This window comes from Paenibacillus sp. D9 (assembly GCF_001188365.1).
GTDB lineage: Bacteria > Bacillota > Bacilli > Paenibacillales > Paenibacillaceae > Paenibacillus_O > Paenibacillus_O humicus.
The window spans coordinates 4,253,644-4,271,151 of sequence record NZ_JZEJ01000001.1 but is presented as its reverse complement, the minus strand read 5'-3'; the positions used below and the strand labels follow the sequence as shown (position 1 = coordinate 4,271,151).

The following is a 17,508-nucleotide window of genomic DNA, read 5'->3' as shown; positions in this document are numbered from 1 at the left end:
ACGAAGTCCAGGTGAAGAATCGTTTCCTTTTCATTTCTTTCCTCCAGGGAAAGCTGTAATCCAAGCATTCCGCCCTCATCTATTCCTTCTCTATCCGTATCATCCTGCACCCGCTATTTTTGGATGTCGATTCCCTACCGGTTGTCTACCTTCTCCGGATACAGATCCAGGTTCATCATGCGGTATTCCGCCATCTGCTCGTATTTCGTGCCCGGCTTGCCCCAGTTGCAGTAGGGATCGATGGAAATGCCGCCGCGCGGAGTGAACTTGCCCCATACTTCGATGTAGCGGGGCTCCATCAGCTTGATGAGGTCGTTCATGATGATGTTCATGCAATCCTCGTGGAAGTCGCCGTGATTGCGGAAGCTGAACAGATACAGCTTGAGCGATTTGCTCTCGACCATCAGCTTGTCGGGAATGTAGGCGATATAGATCGTAGCAAAATCCGGCTGTCCCGTCATCGGGCATAGGCTCGTGAACTCGGGGCAGTTGAATTTGACGCGGTAATCCCGGTCCGGATGTTTGTTGACGAAGCTCTCCAGCACCTCCGGGGCATACGTGGAAGGGTACTTCGTCCCTTGATTGCCCAGCAGCGTGACGCCGTCCAATTCGGCTTGCGAGCGTCCTTGTTGTTCGTTCATGGATTATCTTCCTTTCTGGATTTCAATTGATCTGCTATGTCTGTGCGGTCTGCTATGGCGGCCTTCTAGTCTTCTTGTCTGCTTGAGGCCATGCTGTTGTGTGCATAGGTGCTGCGTTGTCGTGTACATAGATGCTGCGTTGCTGTGTGCATAGATGCTGCGTTGCTGTGTGCATAGATGCTGCGCTGTTGTGACGCAGGTGCTGCATTGTTGTACACATCGCTGCCGCGTTGTTCCGTACATGGATGTTTCCTTGCCGCTTGCAAAGGACTTCAACCCGTCTCCGCAATTCCTGCTACCCGCCCTCAGCCCCGCGTACCTGCAACCTCTCTCTTCCTCAACGTTGAAAGGAGGATCCGGAGAGCTCCATTGCCGGAGCATTCCTGCGCCCCTATAATGAAGGGAACTGATTGTCCATTCCAAGACCATACCGGCAAGGAGCATCCCCATGAAAATCCGTTTCGCCGCTGCGGCGGTCATCGCCGCGCTCGTTCTATCGGTCATCGTGTTTCTGATGCCGCCGTCCGAATCGTACAACGACCCGGATACGTTCTGGCATATCGAGGTCGGCAAGTCCATGCTGGAGGCCGGCAAGGTTCCGCATACCGCCATCCATACCTTTTACGGCGACGACAAGCTCCCTTATGTTCCGCATGAGGTCGGGTTTCAGGCCGTCATCGCGCTGCTGTACGATGCCTTCGGCTGGGCCGGCACCTACCTGCTTACCGCCGCCTGCATGATTCTGCTCGTGCTCGGCCTCTACCGCATGATGCTCGTCTCGCGCAAGGAGCTCGGCCTGCCGTCCCGGGGCCGCGAGCCGATCCTGATGCTGCTCCTGCTGCCTGTCATGTGGGGCATCTACGACATTTACTTCACGACCCGGCCGCAAATGATCTCCGCGTTTCTCATCGTCTGGTTCTTCGTTTTCCTGCGCGAATTCCAGATCAAGCCGGCAGCCCGCTACATGGTTCTGCTCCCGCTCATCTCGCTGCTGATCGCCAATTTCCACTCCGGCGTCTGGCCGGTCATCATCGTGTTCATGGGAATGGCGCTGCTGGAAAGCCTCGTTACCCGCAAGCTGCTGAACCGGCGCATCGGCTGGCGGTGGCTGGTCGTTGCGGTCACGGTCATCGGCGCCGGCTTCCTGAATGCGGCAGGACCGAAAAGCATCTTCTTCATCCTCACGGTGACGCACGGCAACTTCAACCTGCTCATCAACGAGTGGAAGGCCATCCAGTTCAACAGCATGGGCAATCTGGCCGCGACCTGCATGCTGCTGGCATTCGTCGCGCTGCTGCCGTTCTCGATCCACAAGCGGTTTTTCCGCTTCATCTTCATGATGGGCATCTTTTTCCTCGGCGTGTCCAACTACAAGTATCATTTCTTCATGTGGCTGTTCGTCCTGTACTTTGCCGCGGCCGTCATCGAGTCGGTTCCCGGGCTGCGCCGTTTCCGGCTCAGCCTCAGCGTGAAGCCGCTGATCATCGGCCTCTTACTGGGGCTCGGCGTGAACGTCGTCTACAACTTCCAGCATACGCCGCAGCCGAACTCCTACAAGTACCCGGTGAAGGAAATGGACTACATCCTGGAGCATTTCCAAGGCCCTGCGAGGCCCAAGGTCATGACGCTGTACGGCTCATCCGGTTATGTCATGTTCCGCGGCGGCGACGTGCTGGCGGACGGGCGGCAGGATCCGTTCATTACGGACGCGACCAAAACCGTCTTCGGCTGGACCGCCTTCGAGCAGTCCATGTACGGCTTCCCGGTATACGTCACCGATCTTGTGGACGCCAACCATCCCGACTACGTCATCGTCACACGCAAAAACGCCTCCAGCCGCTTCTACACGACCTGGCTGAGCAAATACGGATCGCCGATCTATTCCGGCGACTACGGCTCCGTGTTCCAGGTGAACGGGAAAAAGCCGACCTGATGCCCGGCCGGCCGAATGTGACTGCCGGCAAAGCCTGAATTTCCCGCATATCGCTTTGGGAGCTATGGCCTCGTCTTGCCGGAATGCCATCCTGCGGAATGAGCTCGACCCGGATTGAATCTGCAGTCTTTTCATGCCGCATCCCATGAACGAAAGCAACCCGAAAGCATCCATGCCCCCCTATCCTGGGGAGGGCATTTTTGCTCTGCCGGGGAGAAGGCTTCCTTCACTCCCTACCGCTAAACGCCCCGCTTGTTGCCCCAAAGCCACGCATGCAGCTGAGGCAGCACGCGTACCCGGCTCCACTCCGGATCGTCCATGACCATATCCACCAGCCGCTCGTATCGATCAGCCAAATAATTGCGGAGCGCCGCCGCATCCGGCTCCTCGAGCCGATCGTTGCCGGCTTGCAGGAACATCGGAATCTCCGGGAAGCGCCGATGAACCTCCTTCGCATAAGCGAGGTCCTCCGCGCTCATGACGACGACCTTCAACGACGGCAGCCGGCCGGCCTCCGCCAGTCTCGCCGCGATAGTCTCCAGTACCGTCCAATCCGTGTCCATCCCGGAACTAGGCGGCTTCGGCGACAGGGTGAGCTCGTCAATGTCCGCGAACCAGTCCTGCCAGCGGCTTCCTTGCGTCTCGAGGGCCACAAGCGCTCCGCGCGAATGCAAGAGGTCGATCAACCCGCCGAGAGGACGGAGCAGCGCCGGATTGCCGCCCGAGAGCGTGACGTGGCCGGGCGTCCTGCCGCCTGCCAGCCGTTCGAGCTCCCCGGCGATTTCTTCCGGCTCCATCCAGCGGATCTCGTCCTTCGCCGATCCGTCCCACGTAAAGGCGGAATCGCACCAGGAGCAGCTGTAGTCGCAGCCAGCCGTCCGGACGAACATCGTCTTGACGCCGATGACCATGCCCTCGCCCTGCACGGTAGGGCCGAAAATCTCCAGCACCGGAATTCGTCCGCGAACGGAAGGCTTTCCCGCAGCGCTGGATGCTGCCAAGGCGGGCACCTGCGCCGCGATGCCTGAACCGGAAGGAGGCGCGGATGCATCCTGCTCCTCCATGCCCGAACCGGCGTCCACGTCGGTTACACCCTGCTCCGCAATTCCCGAACCAGCGGCAGCTGCGGATGCTGCCTGCTCCTCGATGCCCGAACCGGCGCCAGGCGCAAATGCGCCCTGCCCCGCCGCTTCCTCTCGGCCGGCTCCGATCTGAGCCCCGCTCATCGGACGGCCTCGGGACGGTAGATGACGTAGCTGGACGGCGTTTCCCGCAGGAACACCTGCAGGCAGCGGGCGCCGTTGCCGCGCCGGTCCAGCTCTTCCTGCACCAGCTGCCATACCGTTCGCGCCACGACTTCGGTCGTCGGGAACGTCTCCGGATCGTCGGCAGCCTCCGAGCCGAACCGCTCGTCGTCGTTGAGCAGACGGTGGTCGAACCGGTCGCGGACAAGCCGTTTGACCTCGGAGAAATTGACAAGGAAGCCGCAGCCGTCCAGCTTGTCGCCGGCAACCGTCACATCGGCGTAATAGGTATGGCCGTGCACGCGGCTGCAGCTGCCCGCCTCTTCGGCGGGAATATAATGGGCCGCTGCAAAATGAAACTCCTTATGCAGCTCATATCGGAACGAATGGGGCGGAGACGGATAAAGGGTTTGCATTATCGGAGCTCACCGCCAGCATCCGTTCTTGCTTCATCCCGCATGCCTGCAGCGTTTGCTGCTCCGGCTTGCGCGCCAACGCCTGCTGCCGCTGCTGCGCGCCGAGTCAGATAACGCTCCAGGCCTTTGCGGCGCAGCTTGCACGCCGGGCACTCCCCGCAGCCGTCGGCAGGCACGCCGTTGTAGCAGGTCAGCGTTTTTTCCCGGACGAATTCAAAGGCTCCCAGCTGATCCGACAGCTCCCATACCTGTTCCTTGTCCAGCCACATGAGCGGCGTCTCGATGACGAAATTCTCCTCCATCGCCAGATTGAGCGTCACGTTCAGCGACTGGATGAAGATGTTCCGGCAATCCGGATATCCGCTGAAGTCCGTCTCGCACACTCCGGTGACAAGCGTGGCCGCTCCGACCCCTTTGGCCAGGACGGCGGCAAACGACAGGAACATCAGGTTGCGTCCCGGCACGAACGTATTCGGGAGTCCTCCCGCTTCGGGAGCGTCCGCTACCGCGAGGTCCTCCCTCGTCAGCGAGCTCGGAGCAAGCTGTCCGAGCAGGCTCATGTCCAGCATATGGTGGCGGATGCCGAGTTCTGCCGCGATGGATGCGGCGCATTGGAGCTCCAGCGCATGGCGCTGTCCGTACCGGAAGGTGACGGCCTCCACTTCCTCATAGCGCTCCAGTGCCCAGAACAGGCAGGTCGTGCTGTCCTGGCCTCCGCTGAAAACGACGACCGCCTTGCCTTTTCTTTTTTCCAATCTCTTCATTTGCTTCAACTTCCCCTCTCCATGATGGCCGAAGAGAGAGCAGCGATTAACTCCATATCTCTGGATCCCGAGCTGTACGGCTCTGCCGCATCGAACAAGCGACGAGCGGCGGCGCGCCAAAGAAAACGGCGGAAAGCATGCCCCACATGACAGAGGCTGCTTTCCGCCGAACGCAAAACACACGGATCCCCCGCGGGAATCGTGCGCCTTGTAGTTTTTTATAGAGGGAGTTCGCGAACCTCTCCCGGGCATGGCCGGCCAGAGCCGCCTTCCCGGACTTCGTCTTCGGTTGTGTTTCTTGCCCAGCTAGCATACCACAGAGTAATCCGGGGCGCTACGCCTTGCAGCGGGTTCTTAAGGCTTCCTCCTCCGAGGGCGGGCATGGCGAAAGGCTGGGAAACGGGCTGACTTGTGCTATAATTAGCCCCATTCAAGCCATGCCGACGCCTGTCCAGGGCCGGGAAAGGAGAGGGCCATCCGTGAAGGCCGGGAGTTTCTACCGCACCTATATCCGCAACAACCTGTTCACCAAGCTGCTCGCCACCTTTTCGGCCATTGCGGTGCTGGCGATCGTGACCCTCTCCTATCTGCTCTACGCCGTCATGGCGGGCTCCATCGAACGCGACATTGTCGGCAACCAGCGGCGCGCCATGGAGAGCGTAAGCGGTTATCTGACCGCCAAAAACGATTCCGTCCAGCGCATGGTCTCCGACATTTACCAGGATACGGCCCTTTCGCAAAACGTATCGTACCTGCTGCAGCATCCATTCGCGGACTATTTCCGCTTCCGCATCGACCGCTATGCGGACGAGCCTCGCGCCGGCTTCGGCAACGCGCTGACTTATTTCGAGCGCAAGGCGGAAGGCGATGCCGACATCCGGCACCTGCTGCTGTACAGCTCCGGCGTCCAGTATCTGTACGCCTACCGGAGGGAGGGCAATCCGCAGCTGCTGCAGCTGAACTCGGCGCTGTCCTACATTCCCGACGCGATGGCGCTGGAAACGCCGCCGGTAAGCCTTCCAAGCCCCTGGGTCCGGTCCGGCCTCGGGCTGGAGGACAAGCGGCTGTACGCGGTCCGGTCCGCGATCAACGATTCGTCCACGCTGCAGAACATCGGGCAGCTGCTCGTCTATTACAGCTCGGACGGCATCCAGCGGGCGCTGGCAACGTACGCGGACGTCCTCAAGGGCTATCTTCTCGTGCTGACGCCGCAGGGCCAGGTCGTGTTCGACTCCTCCGGCGCCTACTACGGCAAGCTCTATCCGTACGCTTCCCGGATCAGCGCCCTCTCCCCCTCTGCAGAGCTGGAAGAAGCGTCGCTCGTATCGGTGCTTCCCGAAAGCGCGGCCGGCTTCAACGTCGTCAGCGTCGTTCCGAAGTCGGAAATTCGCGCTGCGACGGCGAGCGTGCGGCGCACCGTCCTGAGCGTGAGCGCGGTCTGCATCCTGTTCGCGGTCGCCCTTCCCTCCATCGCGGTGTTCAGCGTCGCGCGCCGAACGGGAAGCCTGGTCCGCCTCATGAGACGGGTCGAGACCGGCGACATGGCCGGCCGCATCCACGATCCCCGCGGAGACGAGCTCGGCCAGATCGCGAGCGGCTTCAATCGGATGCTCGACCAGCTGGACCGCCATATCGAGCAGGAATACAAAGCGGAAATCAGGCAGCGAAATACAGAGCTGTCCGCCCTGCAGGCGCGCATCAATCCTCATTTCCTCTCCAATACGCTGGAGGTCATCCGGATGAGAGCCGTCTCGCAAGGCGCCGACGACGCCGGGGAGATGATCTACAGCCTGTCCGTGCTGTTCCGCAGCATGGTAAGCAGCCAGAGCATCGTGCCGCTGCGGGAGGAGCTGGAGCTGGGAAGGCAGTACCTGGAGCTGTTCCGGATCCGCTACAAGGACCGGTTCGCCTACAGAATCGAGATGGCGGGAACGATCGGAGGACGCGGGGTCATCAAGCTCTCGCTGCAGCCGATCATCGAAAACTATATCGTGCATGGACTCGATCCGGACCGCAGCGACAACCGGTTTTCGATCCGGGCCGAGGCCGTTCGCGGCATGATCTCGATCACGCTGGAGGACAACGGCAGGGGCATGGATGACCAGCGGCTGGAGGAAGTGGAACGGAGCATGCGGATTCCGCTTCCGGACGAGGCTGAAGGCTCCTTCGGCCTGCACAGCGTCTCGGAGCGGCTTAGGCTCGTCTATGGGCCCGAAGCCGGCTTGTCGATCGCCAGCGAGGCTGGCCAAGGAACGACTGTCATCATCCGGTTTCCGGACGAACTCGAGGAGGAGAGAAGCTGATGTATCGGGTCATGCTCGTCGATGACGAGCCTTTTATTGTGGAAGGCCTGCAGGATGCGATCGACTGGTCCGCCTTCGATCTGGAAATCGCCGCGGTCGCAGGCAGCGGCAAGGCGGCGCTGGAGCAGCTGAAGAGGCAGCCCGTCGATCTGCTCGTCACGGATATTACGATGCCCGGCATGTCCGGACTGGAGCTGATCAGGGAAGCGCGGGGAATACTGCCGGGGCTGAAGGCGATCATCCTGAGCGGCTACAACGAATTCGACTATCTCAAGGAAGGCATGACGCTCGGCATCGAGAACTACCTGCTGAAGCCCGTCAACTTCAAGGAGCTGCGGGCGACGCTGGCTGCGACGGCAGCCAAGCTGGACGCGGAGGAGGAGCCTCCCGAGCTCGCCCTGTCCGAGGAGGAGCTCGGCATCCTGAAGGACCGAATCCTCTACCGCTGGATGCGCGGCGAGATCGATCCCTCCGAGCTCGCCCAGCGGGCGGAGCTGCTCGGCCTGCGCCTGGACCGGCCGTGGCTGACGTCGGCTGTCGTCCGCGGAACCGGCGAGAGCATTTCCGCGTTGAGGAAGCGGGTCCGCTCCCTGCTGCCTGCCGATGCCCGCTCGCTCAGCTTCGCCGACCTCGACGGCGACCTCGTTCTGCTGTTTCCGTCGGATACGGCGGAGGCGGGGAGAGCCTCTGCCCGAAGCGCGATGGAAATTCTGTCCGCAGCCGGAGGCCTGCGCCTCTCGCTCGGGACGGCGGAGCGGATCGGCGAGCTCGAGCAGCGCAGCTACGCGCTTGCCAAGAAGGCGCAGGACTATCATCTGCTGCATGAGGGCAGTCCGATTCTGGACGCCGCCGATCTGCGCGAGCAGCCGGGAAGCGGCGAAGCGCTGGAGATCGGCAGCGGCGACTACTCCCGCATGCTGCTCGCGCGCGACACGGACGGGCTGTACGGCCGCATCGACGAGGACTTTCGGCGTTTCCAGCGGATTGAGGGTGCGACGCCGGAGCTGCTCCAAAGCGCGGCGATCGAGCTGGTCGTCGCGTTCCGCCTGGAGCTGAGGGATATGCGCGGCGGCGAGCAGGCGCAGGAGGTGCTGTTCCGCTTCAAGAAAACGCTGGACCGGATCGGCAAAGCCTCCTCCCTGGAGGAGCTGACGGATGCCGTCAAAGCTTACGCCCATTTCACGATGGAGCAGCTTCAGCGCAGCGACCGCGTGCCGGTCGTGAACCAGGTCATCCAGTACATTGCCGGGCATTACCGCGAGGCGCTGTCGCTCAAGACCCTCGGTGCCGCGCACCGCATCCACCCGGCCTATCTGGGGCAGCTGTTCAGCAAGGAGACCGGCTCCGGCTTCTCGGAGTACCTGAACAAGTACCGGATCGAGAAGGCGAAGGAGCTGCTGAAGGATACCGACGACAAGGTCGCCGATATTTCCCGCGAAGTCGGTTACGTGGAAACGGGATATTTTTACAAACAATTCAAAAAATATGTGGGCATCTCGCCCAATGAGTACCGGGAGCTGCGACCTTAGCGGCTCTCTTTCTTTAGTTTCGACACCGGATTCATAATTTGTCGCCTATTTGAAACGGCTTTCATCCGGTAAGGTGAGGATAAGCAGTTCAACACAGACAGACGCAAAGGGAGGATTCACCGGCATGAAAAAGAGATCCCCGAAAGCCATGGGCGCGATCGCCCTCATCCTTACCGCAGCCTTGACCGTAACGGCCTGCGGCAAAAGCGGCGGTGCCGCGGAAGGTACGGCGGAGAAGCCCGTCAACCTGATCTGGTACACGATCGGCGCTCCGCAGAAGGACACCGACAAGGTCATGGCTGAAGTCAACAAATACACGGCCGAGAAAATCGGCGCCACCGTTACCCTGAAGCAGATCGACTTCGGCGATTACAACCAGAAGATGGGCGTGATGACCGCTTCCGGCGAACCGATGGACATCCTGTTCACTTCTTCCTGGGCTTTCGATTACGTGCAGAATGCGCGCAAAGGCGCTTTCCTCGCCATCGACGACCTGCTGAAATCCGATGGAAAAGGCATTGTGGACACGCTGGACCCGGCCTTCCTCGAAGGCTCCAAGGTCGACGGCCACAACTACGGCATCCCGGCCAACAAAGAGCTGCCGGCCCAAACGGTCTACCGCTTCAACAAGCAGAACCTGGACAAGCTCGGTCTGGATTACAAAAACGTCAAGACGCTTGAGGATCTCGAACCGATTCTGAAAGCGAACAAGGAAAAGAATCCGGGCGTGCTCGGCCTGAAAATGGACAACAACTTCACGCCGTTCGTCCCTTACGATTACATCATCCAAGGCCTGCCGATGGCTGTCGCGCTTGACGGCGACAACAGCAAGATCGTCAACGTGCTCGACACGCCGGAAATGAAGCAGGCTCTGACAACGATGAACAAGTATTACAAAGCGGGCTACATTTCTCCTGAGGCGGCTACGACCACCTCGACCGGCGACGTGGAGAAAACCGGCAAATGGCTGATCGACCTCGCGACGACCCAGCCGCTCGCCGACAACACCTGGAGCGCCAGCCTAGGCTATCCGATCGAATCGACGCCGGCCGGCCCGTCCATCATCTACAACTGGTCCGTCATGGGCTCCATGCAGGCGATCTCGGCCAACTCCGAATATCCGGAGAAAGCGATGCAGTTCCTGAACCTGCTCAACACCGACGCCAAGCTGCGCAACATGGTCGACTCCGGCATCGAGGGCACGCACTACAAGATGACCGGCGACAACCGGATGGAGAACCTGCCTGAATCCAAAAACTACGACATGCCTACCTTCTCTCTCGGCAACGTCATGCTCACCTACCTGAACCCGGGCGACCCGGACAACAAATGGGACGAGTTCAAGAAATTCAACGACGAAGGCAAAAACGCTCCTACGCTCGGCTTCAACTTCGACACCTCCAAGGTCGCGAACGAGATCGCCGCTCTGCAGAACGTCAAAGCCGAGGTATGGGCTCCGCTCATGACCGGCACCGTCGACCCTGCCGGCTACCTGCCGCGCGCCAACGAAAAGCTGAAAGCGGCCGGCCTCGACAAGATCATCGCCGAAGCCCAAGCTCAGCTGGACGCCTGGAAAGCTTCAAAGAAGTAAGATAACGACCATTCCGGGCGAAGGCAGTTTCTTCGCCCGTTTTCTTTTTGCCTGAAAACGCACGCATGAAAAGGAGGCAACCCCATGAAAGGATTGGCCGGCTTCTTCCGCGACCTGGGCCGCAACAAAGCGATTCTGCTGATGGTGCTGCCGGGAGCGCTCTGGTTCCTCATCTTCTCCTACATTCCGATGGCCGGAACCATCCTGGCCTTCAAAGAGTACCGGATCAGCCGCCACGGCTTCCTCCGGAGCGTCCTGGACAGCGACTGGGTCGGACTGTCGAATTTCAAGTTCCTGTTCAGCACCAGCGACGCCTGGGTCATCACCCGCAACACGCTGCTCTACAACATCGTCTTCATCGTCCTCGGCCTCATCGCTTCGGTCGCCATGGCGATCGTGCTGTCCGAGATCGTCAACAAGCGCCTGTCCAAGCTGTACCAGACCGGCATGTTCCTGCCTTATTTCCTCTCCTGGGTCATCGTCGGCTACTTCGCCTTCAGCTTCCTCAGCCTGGACAAAGGCCTGCTCAACCAGATCCTGTCCTCCATCGGAATCGACCCGGTCAACTGGTACAACAACCCCGCCTATTGGCCTTTCATCCTCGTCTTCATCAGCCTGTGGAAGGGGATCGGCTACAACAGCGTCGTTTACCTGGCTTCCATCATGGGCATCGACCGCTCCCTTTACGAGGCCGCGATGATCGACGGCGCGAACAAGTGGCAGCAGATCCGCAACGTCACGATTCCGATGCTGAAGCCGCTCATGACCATTCTGACGCTGCTCGCCATCGGCAAGATCTTCTACGCCGACTTCGGCCTGTTCTACCAGGTGCCCCGCGACTCCGGCACGCTTTACTCCGTCACCAACGTCATCGACACCTATGTCTACCGCGGCTTGAAAACGACCGGCGAATTCGGAATGGTGACAGCCGCCGGCCTGTATCAGAGCTTCGTCGGCTTTACGCTCGTGCTTCTGTCCAATTGGGTCGTACGCCGCTTCGACAAGGACAACTCGCTGTTCTAGAATGCATTGCAAAGGCAGCAGGCTCAGTTGTCCTGGAACGCATCGAAGCGGACTGCGAAGCCAGCGGTTTCTTCCAATCGCTCTTGCCCCCAGGTTAGTTGAATTTGGAGTTAGCGGCGCTAACCCGGGGGCAAATGCGAACGCTCCGCTTCTCCAGAATCCCGCTGCCCTCTCCGTCCCTCATGCGACTTGAGACCTTTTTTGCCTTTTGCAACGGAGCGGCCGCAGACGGCCCCTCCATTGTGGCTTCGCATGCCTGCCTTTCTGGCCAACTCATTGCGGCATCGAATATCTGCCTCTCAAGTCACCCATTGAGGCATCACATGTTGCATTTCAGGTTCAGCCATTGCGGCTTCGCATGCCTGCCTTTCAGGTCCAGCAGCTTCGCCGGGACACCTGGCATTGCAGGCTGCGCCGCTGAGCCTGCTCGGTGCTTCCCCGGCTAGGCTTTCAGCCTTTTCCCATCACCGCCTTCCAAGAGTTCGGAAGGCGGTTCCCCCTTATAAATAAGGGGGAGGCGGCGGTTGGGCTTTTCAAACCGGGAGCGCAGCGGGCAGAATCGTTCTGGAGAAGCTTTGCCGGCGACCGTGACCCCATTGGAGATGGGGTGCGTGAGGGAGGCGGCGAAGCGTTCCCCTTTGAAGACCGGATGCTGACCCTGACAAGGGGCTGGGAGATGCAGAGCATCCGGGGTTCAACAGGGATCGGAGGAATGATCTGCCGGCGGAGCGGATGGGGTTTGAAGGGGGTTGCCTTTGCCTTTGCCTTTGCCTTTGCCTTTGCCTTTGCCTTTGCCTTTGCCTTTGCCTTTGCCTTTGCCTTTGCTCCCGATCTACCCGCACCACCAAGCACCAACAAGCCGCCCTCCAGGCGGCACGAAAGGAGTTTCCCCCTCATGGCCAAAGCAATGCCCGTCCGGAAACCCCGGGACTTCCAGAAGCTGTCGACCGGCTGGAACGTCGTCTTCAACCTCATCGCAGCCGTTTTCGCCTTGGCTTGCGTGTTCCCGTTCGTCTTCATCGTCATCATCTCGTTCACCAAGGAATCCAGCCTCGCCGAGAACGGCTACCAGATCCTTCCGGAGCATTGGAGCCTTGAGGCTTACCGGTACGTCTTCCAGAACGGCGACGCGCTGCTCCGCTCTTACGGCGTCACCATTCTGGTGACGGTCGTCGGCACCGTGCTCGCGCTGCTTGTCGTCACGCTGTACGCGTACGGCATTTCGCGCAAGACGTTCAAGTACCGGAATTTCTTCGGCTTCTTTGCTTTCTTCACGATGCTGTTCAACGGCGGCCTCGTCCCGACCTACATCGTCGTCACGCAGATGCTGGGACTCAAGGATTCCGTCTGGGCGATGATTCTGCCTCTGATGGTCAACGCCTTCTACATCCTGATCATGCGTACGTTCTTCAGCACGATGGTTCCCGACGCCATTATCGAATCCGGCAAAATCGACGGCGCCGGCGAATTCCAGATCTTCTGGAAACTCGTCCTGCCGCTCGCGCTCCCCGGACTTGCCACGATCGCCCTGTTCAGCACGCTCGGCTACTGGAATGACTGGTTCAACGCCCTGCTGTACATCGAGAATCCCAATCTCGTGCCGCTGCAGTCGATGCTGATGCGCATCGAAACCAACATGCAGTTCCTGCTGTCGCAGGCGGCGAGCAATTCCTCGCTGGCGTCCAATCTCCAGAACATGCCGCAGGATACTTCCCGCATGGCGATGGTCGTGCTCGCCACCGGCCCGATCATCCTCGCCTACCCGTTCTTCCAGCGTTATTTCGTACAAGGATTGACGATCGGAGCGGTCAAGGAGTAAGCTCGCGGCAAAGAAGCCGGACAACCTGCACGATCCCCACTTCCCAATCTCACTTTCGACAAGGAGCCTGATCATTCCATGGAACAATTCCGCCTCCCCAAAATCCCGATGCCGAAGCTGGAGACGCCTGCCGCCGTACAGGCCGTCCTCGAGGAAGCCGGCCAGCGCCTGGCGCATCGTCCGAAGCTGCTCGAGCTTTTCCGCAACTGTTTCCCCAATACGCTGGACACGACGACCAAGCTGATGGCTGACAGCACCACCTTCGTCATCACCGGCGACATTCCGGCCATGTGGCTGCGCGATTCCGTCGAACAGGTCATCCACTACGTTCCGCTTGCCAAGGAGGACCCTTCCCTCCAGCGGATCATCGAAGGCCTCATCAAGCGCCACATGAACATGATCCGGATCGACCCTTACGCCAACGCCTTCAACGAAACCAGCAACGACTGGCACTGGAACACGACCGACGTGACCGACATGGGTCCATGGGTATGGGAGCGCAAGTTCGAGCTCGACTCGATCTGCTTCTCGTTCCGCCTCGCCTATGCCTACTGGAACGAGACGAAGCATACCGCCATCTTCGACACGGACTTCAAGCTGGCGATGAGGACGGCAATCGATCTGTGGAAAACGGAGCAGCGGCACTTGGAGCAGTCCCCCTACCGCTTCACCCGCAACAACGGCATTCCGACCGATTCGCTGCGCAACAGCGGCCTCGGCATGCCGGTCAACTATACGGGCATGATCTGGTCGGGCTTCCGCCCGAGCGACGATGCGTGCGACTTCCACTACAACATTCCGGCCAACATGTTCGCCGTCGTCACGCTGCGGCAGATGCGGGAGATAGCGGAATGGGTATTCCGCGACATGGCGATGGTGCAGGAGCTGGCGGATCTGGAAGCGGACGTCGACCACGGCATCCAGCTGTACGGCGTGTACCGCCATCCCGAGTTCGGTCCCATCTACGCCTACGAGACCGACGGCTTCGGCAACTACTGCCTGATGGACGATGCCGGCACGCCGGGCCTGATGTCGATCCCTTACGTCGGCTATACGTCCGAGGACGATCCGATCTATCTCAACACGCGCCGCTTCGCGCTGAGCAAGGAGAATCCGTTCTATTACGAAGGCGCCAAGGCCAAAGGCATCGGCAGCCCCCACACGCCGCCGGGCTACATCTGGCATATGGCCCTTTCCATGCAGGGCATCACAGCCGTATCCGCCGAGGAAAAGCTCGCCATGATCGACATGCTGGAGTCGACCGATGCGGACACCGGATTCATGCATGAAGGGTTCCATTCCGACGATCCCGCCGTATTTACGCGCAGCTGGTTCGCCTGGTCCAACAGCCTCTTCTCGCAGCTCGTTTACCGGGCGATGAAGGACGGCCTGCTGGACGCCTGATTCCACTTGCCTGTTGGTCAAAGACCGATCGTCAACATCGCTTTCACTCCACTCCGTACTGAAAGGACGTGCTCCCCATGAGCAAGCGCACCGCGCATCTGATCTCGCATACGCACTGGGACCGGGAATGGTACCTCCCCTATGAGAAACATCATGTCCGGCTCGTCGAGCTCGTCGACACCTTGCTGGACACGCTCGAGAACGATCCCGGCTACCGCAGCTTCTTCCTCGACGGCCAGACGATCATCCTGGAGGATTACCTTCAGGTGCGGCCGGACAACCGCGAACGCCTGCAAGCCCTGATCACCGCGGGCCGCATCGGGATCGGTCCGTGGTATATTCTGCAGGACGCCTTCCTCACGAGCGGCGAGGCCAATCTCCGCAACCTGCAGATCGGCCATGAGGATGCCGCCCGCTGGGGTCCGGTATCCAAGATCGGCTATTTCCCCGACACGTTCGGCCTTGTCGGCCAGACGCCGCAGCTGATGGCGCAGGCCGGCATCGACAACGCGCTGTTCGGGCGCGGCGTCAAGCCGACCGGCTTCAACAACGAGGTCGGAGAGTCGACCGCCTTTGAAAGCTCCTTCTCCGAGCTCATCTGGGAAGGGCCCGACGGCTCCCGCGTGCTCGGCATTCTGTTCGCCAACTGGTATTCCAACGGCAACGAGGTGCCGGTTCAAGCCGAGGAAGCCCGCGCCTACTGGCAGCGCAAGCTTTCCGACGCCGGCAAATACGCGTCGACCCCGCATCTGCTCTTCATGAACGGCTGCGACCACCAGCCGATCCAGACGGATCTGGCCGAGGCGATCCGCATGGCCGGCGCGGTAGAGCCGGATGTGACCTTCATCCACTCCAACTTCCCGGACTATCTGCAAGCCGTCCGCGAGTCGGCGGGAGAGCGGCCTCTGTCGGTCGTTCAGGGCGAGCTGCGCAGCCAGCGCACGGACGGCTGGGGAACGCTGGTCAACACCGCCTCCTCGCGCGTCTACCTCAAGCAGATGAACGCCCGCGGCCAAGCTCTGCTGGAGCGCGCGGCGGAGCCGCTTGCGGCCTACGCTCATCTGCACGGCAAGGATTACCCGCATCACTTGCTCACGTACGGCTGGAAGCTGCTCATGCAGAACCATCCGCATGACAGCATCTGCGGCTGCAGCGTGGACGAGGTCCACCGGGAGATGGTCGCCCGCTTCGACAAGAGCCGCCATGTGGCGGAATCCATCCTCGACGAGACGGCGCGTTTCCTCGCCGACGCCGTGGACACCCGGGTATTTGGATCCTACGGCTCCGATGCTCTGCCGTTCGTCGTGAACAACACGACCGGATATGAACGCGGCGGCACCGTGTCGGTAGAACTCGACGCGGCACGGATCTATTTCCGCGATGGCATCCCGATTCCGGAAATGAACTCCCGCATCTCCGAAATCGGCCTCGAAGGCCGAGTACTCGTAGACGATCAGGGGCAGGCTATTCCTTGCACGATGGAAGATCTCGGTCTTCAGTTCGGCTATGACCTGCCGGACGACGCTTTCCGCCAGCCTTACCAGGCCCGCCGAGTGCGCCTGACCTTCCGCGCTGACGCCGTGCCGGCGCTCGGCCACCGCGCTTATGCCTGGGTGAAAGGCGGGCAGGCGCCGACGCAGCAGCCTTCCCTTCTCCAAGGAGGCCGCGTGCTGGACAATGGCCTGCTGCGCGCCGAAGTCGCCGAGGACGGCAGCTTCGCCTTGAGCGATCTCCGCACCGGACGGGTTTACACCGGTCTTGGCGTATATGAGGACAGCGGCGACATCGGCAACGAATACATGTTCATGGCTCCGAAGGGCGTAGAGCCGCTGACCACGAAGGGCTTGCAGGCATCCGTCCGCGTTGCCGAGGACGCTCCGTACCGGGCCGCTCTGGAAATCGTCCACGAATGGGAGCTGCCCGCCTCGGCTGATGAGCTTCTGGAGCGCGAGCAGCGGGAAATCGTCTACTTCCCGGAACGCCAGGCCGGCCGCTCCGAGCAGACGGTCAAGCTGCGCCTGACGACGACCTTGTCGCTGGAGCGGGGAAGCAGAAGGCTGGACATCGTCTCCTCCTTCGACAACCAGGCCAAGGATCACCGGGTGCGCATGCTGTTCCCGACGGATCTCGAGACGTCTGTCCACACGGCGGACTCCATCTTTGAAGCCGCCTTGCGCGACAACGAGCCATCCGCCGAGTGGACCAACCCGAGCAACGCGCAGCATCAGACGGCCTTTGCCGACGTCAGCGGCCTGGCCGCGGCCGGCGCGCGCGCCGGTCTTACCGTGGCGAACAGCGGGCTGAACGAGTACGAGGTGCTCCGCGACGGCCGCAATACGATCGCGGTCACGCTGCTCCGCTCGACGGGAGAGCTCGGAGACTGGGGCTGGTTCCCGACGCCGGAAGCCCAGTGCATCGGTCCGCATGAAGCGCGCTTGGCGCTTATCCCGCATGGCGGCGACGGAGCCGCAGAAGGCGCGTATGCCGAGGCCTACCAGTTCGAAACGCCATGGACGACGGCGCAGACCGGCATCCATGGCGGAACGCTCCGTCCCGTCGATGCCGCCTTGGCCTGGGAAGGCGAGGCGCTGGCGTTCTCAGCCTTCAAGGTCAACGCTGTCGGCGACGTTATGGCCCGCTGGTACAACTTGAAGCGCGAGCCCGCCAAGCTGGCCGTCCAGGCTCCGGCAGGAGCTTCCGGCTGGTACAAGAGCGGCGTGCTTGAGCAGGCCGAAACCGCGTCCGGACTGGACGCCGGCCGCCGCGCCGAGCTTCCGGCCGGTCCTGCGGAGATTATTACGCTCGGCTTCTCGCATCGGCTTCAATCCTAAACCTTAAAGC

Annotated in this window: 12 protein-coding genes and 1 riboswitch; of the genes, 8 read left to right on the top strand and 4 right to left on the bottom strand. The window is 60.9% G+C overall.

All coding sequences use genetic code 11. The features are described from left to right. Window positions 1–134: 134 nt before the first annotated feature. Window positions 135–641: a preQ(1) synthase gene (gene queF / locus VE23_RS19180; protein ID WP_021880380.1), complete on the bottom strand. Its 507-nt coding sequence runs from the start codon at window positions 639–641 to the stop codon at window positions 135–137. A 448-nt stretch (window positions 642–1,089) separates the two neighbouring features. Between queF and VE23_RS19175 the strand changes: the two genes are divergently transcribed. Then, the gene (locus VE23_RS19175) at window positions 1,090–2,574 is read left to right on the top strand and encodes a hypothetical protein (RefSeq protein ID WP_049868818.1); all 1,485 of its coding nucleotides are present in this window, start codon (window positions 1,090–1,092) and stop codon (window positions 2,572–2,574) included. 239 nt (window positions 2,575–2,813) lie between these two features. Here VE23_RS19175 and queE read toward each other — a convergent pair whose 3' ends face one another. The 3 genes from queE to queC all read right to left on the bottom strand — a co-directional run bounded on the left by queE (window position 2,814) and on the right by queC (window position 4,998). Further along, the gene (gene queE / locus VE23_RS19170; protein ID WP_084781735.1) at window positions 2,814–3,638 is read right to left on the bottom strand and encodes a 7-carboxy-7-deazaguanine synthase QueE; all 825 of its coding nucleotides are present in this window, start codon (window positions 3,636–3,638) and stop codon (window positions 2,814–2,816) included. A gap of 158 nt (window positions 3,639–3,796) precedes the next feature. Continuing rightward, window positions 3,797–4,234, bottom strand: a complete 438-nt coding sequence (locus VE23_RS19165) for a 6-pyruvoyl trahydropterin synthase family protein (RefSeq protein WP_307721805.1) — start codon at window positions 4,232–4,234, stop codon at window positions 3,797–3,799. After that, a complete protein-coding gene (gene queC, locus VE23_RS19160; protein ID WP_084781589.1) occupies window positions 4,234–4,998 on the bottom strand; it encodes a 7-cyano-7-deazaguanine synthase QueC in 765 nt (254 codons plus the stop codon). Before queC ends, VE23_RS19165 begins: the two co-directional genes overlap by 1 nt. Window positions 4,999–5,202: 204 nt before the next feature. Next, window positions 5,203–5,246, bottom strand: a riboswitch (PreQ1 riboswitch). Between the two features lie 231 nt (window positions 5,247–5,477). Here queC and VE23_RS19155 point away from each other — a divergent pair. The 7 genes from VE23_RS19155 (at window position 5,478) to VE23_RS19125 (ending at window position 17,498) form a co-directional block, all read left to right on the top strand. Then, complete coding sequence (locus VE23_RS19155) at window positions 5,478–7,301, top strand: sensor histidine kinase (protein WP_232316999.1); 1,824 nt, start codon at window positions 5,478–5,480, stop codon at window positions 7,299–7,301. Further along, a complete protein-coding gene (locus VE23_RS19150) occupies window positions 7,301–8,830 on the top strand; it encodes a response regulator transcription factor (protein ID WP_049868816.1) in 1,530 nt (509 codons plus the stop codon). Before VE23_RS19155 ends, VE23_RS19150 begins: the two co-directional genes overlap by 1 nt. A 124-nt stretch (window positions 8,831–8,954) precedes the next feature. Next, complete coding sequence (locus VE23_RS19145; protein ID WP_048746815.1) at window positions 8,955–10,421, top strand: ABC transporter substrate-binding protein; 1,467 nt, start codon at window positions 8,955–8,957, stop codon at window positions 10,419–10,421. A gap of 84 nt (window positions 10,422–10,505) precedes the next feature. Further along, window positions 10,506–11,444, top strand: coding sequence for an ABC transporter permease (locus VE23_RS19140; RefSeq protein ID WP_021880223.1), 939 nt, complete (start codon window positions 10,506–10,508; stop codon window positions 11,442–11,444). A gap of 895 nt (window positions 11,445–12,339) precedes the next feature. Further along, window positions 12,340–13,263: a carbohydrate ABC transporter permease gene (locus VE23_RS19135; protein ID WP_048746819.1), complete on the top strand. Its 924-nt coding sequence runs from the start codon at window positions 12,340–12,342 to the stop codon at window positions 13,261–13,263. Between the two features lie 78 nt (window positions 13,264–13,341). Further along, the gene (locus VE23_RS19130) at window positions 13,342–14,667 is read left to right on the top strand and encodes a glycoside hydrolase family 125 protein (RefSeq protein WP_021880221.1); all 1,326 of its coding nucleotides are present in this window, start codon (window positions 13,342–13,344) and stop codon (window positions 14,665–14,667) included. A gap of 77 nt (window positions 14,668–14,744) precedes the next feature. After that, window positions 14,745–17,498 (top strand): alpha-mannosidase, encoded by a 2,754-nt coding sequence (locus VE23_RS19125; protein WP_049868815.1) that lies wholly within the window; start codon window positions 14,745–14,747, stop codon window positions 17,496–17,498. Window positions 17,499–17,508 lie beyond the last annotated feature (10 nt).

Excerpts from the sequence above, each read along its gene's own strand:
- VE23_RS19135 (WP_048746819.1), top strand. The coding sequence starts at position 12,340 with ATGGCCAAAGCAATGCCCGTCCGGAAACCCCGGGACTTCCAGAAGCTG.
- VE23_RS19165 (WP_307721805.1), bottom strand. The coding sequence starts at position 4,234 with ATGCAAACCCTTTATCCGTCTCCGCCCCATTCGTTCCGATATGAGCTG.
- VE23_RS19150 (WP_049868816.1), top strand. The coding sequence starts at position 7,301 with ATGTATCGGGTCATGCTCGTCGATGACGAGCCTTTTATTGTGGAAGGC.
- queC (WP_084781589.1), bottom strand. The coding sequence starts at position 4,998 with ATGAAGAGATTGGAAAAAAGAAAAGGCAAGGCGGTCGTCGTTTTCAGC.
- queE (WP_084781735.1), bottom strand. The coding sequence starts at position 3,638 with ATGGAGGAGCAGGATGCATCCGCGCCTCCTTCCGGTTCAGGCATCGCG.
- VE23_RS19175 (WP_049868818.1), top strand. The coding sequence starts at position 1,090 with ATGAAAATCCGTTTCGCCGCTGCGGCGGTCATCGCCGCGCTCGTTCTA.
- VE23_RS19140 (WP_021880223.1), top strand. The coding sequence starts at position 10,506 with ATGAAAGGATTGGCCGGCTTCTTCCGCGACCTGGGCCGCAACAAAGCG.
- VE23_RS19145 (WP_048746815.1), top strand. The coding sequence starts at position 8,955 with ATGAAAAAGAGATCCCCGAAAGCCATGGGCGCGATCGCCCTCATCCTT.
- VE23_RS19130 (WP_021880221.1), top strand. The coding sequence starts at position 13,342 with ATGGAACAATTCCGCCTCCCCAAAATCCCGATGCCGAAGCTGGAGACG.
- VE23_RS19125 (WP_049868815.1), top strand. The coding sequence starts at position 14,745 with ATGAGCAAGCGCACCGCGCATCTGATCTCGCATACGCACTGGGACCGG.
- queF (WP_021880380.1), bottom strand. The coding sequence starts at position 641 with ATGAACGAACAACAAGGACGCTCGCAAGCCGAATTGGACGGCGTCACG.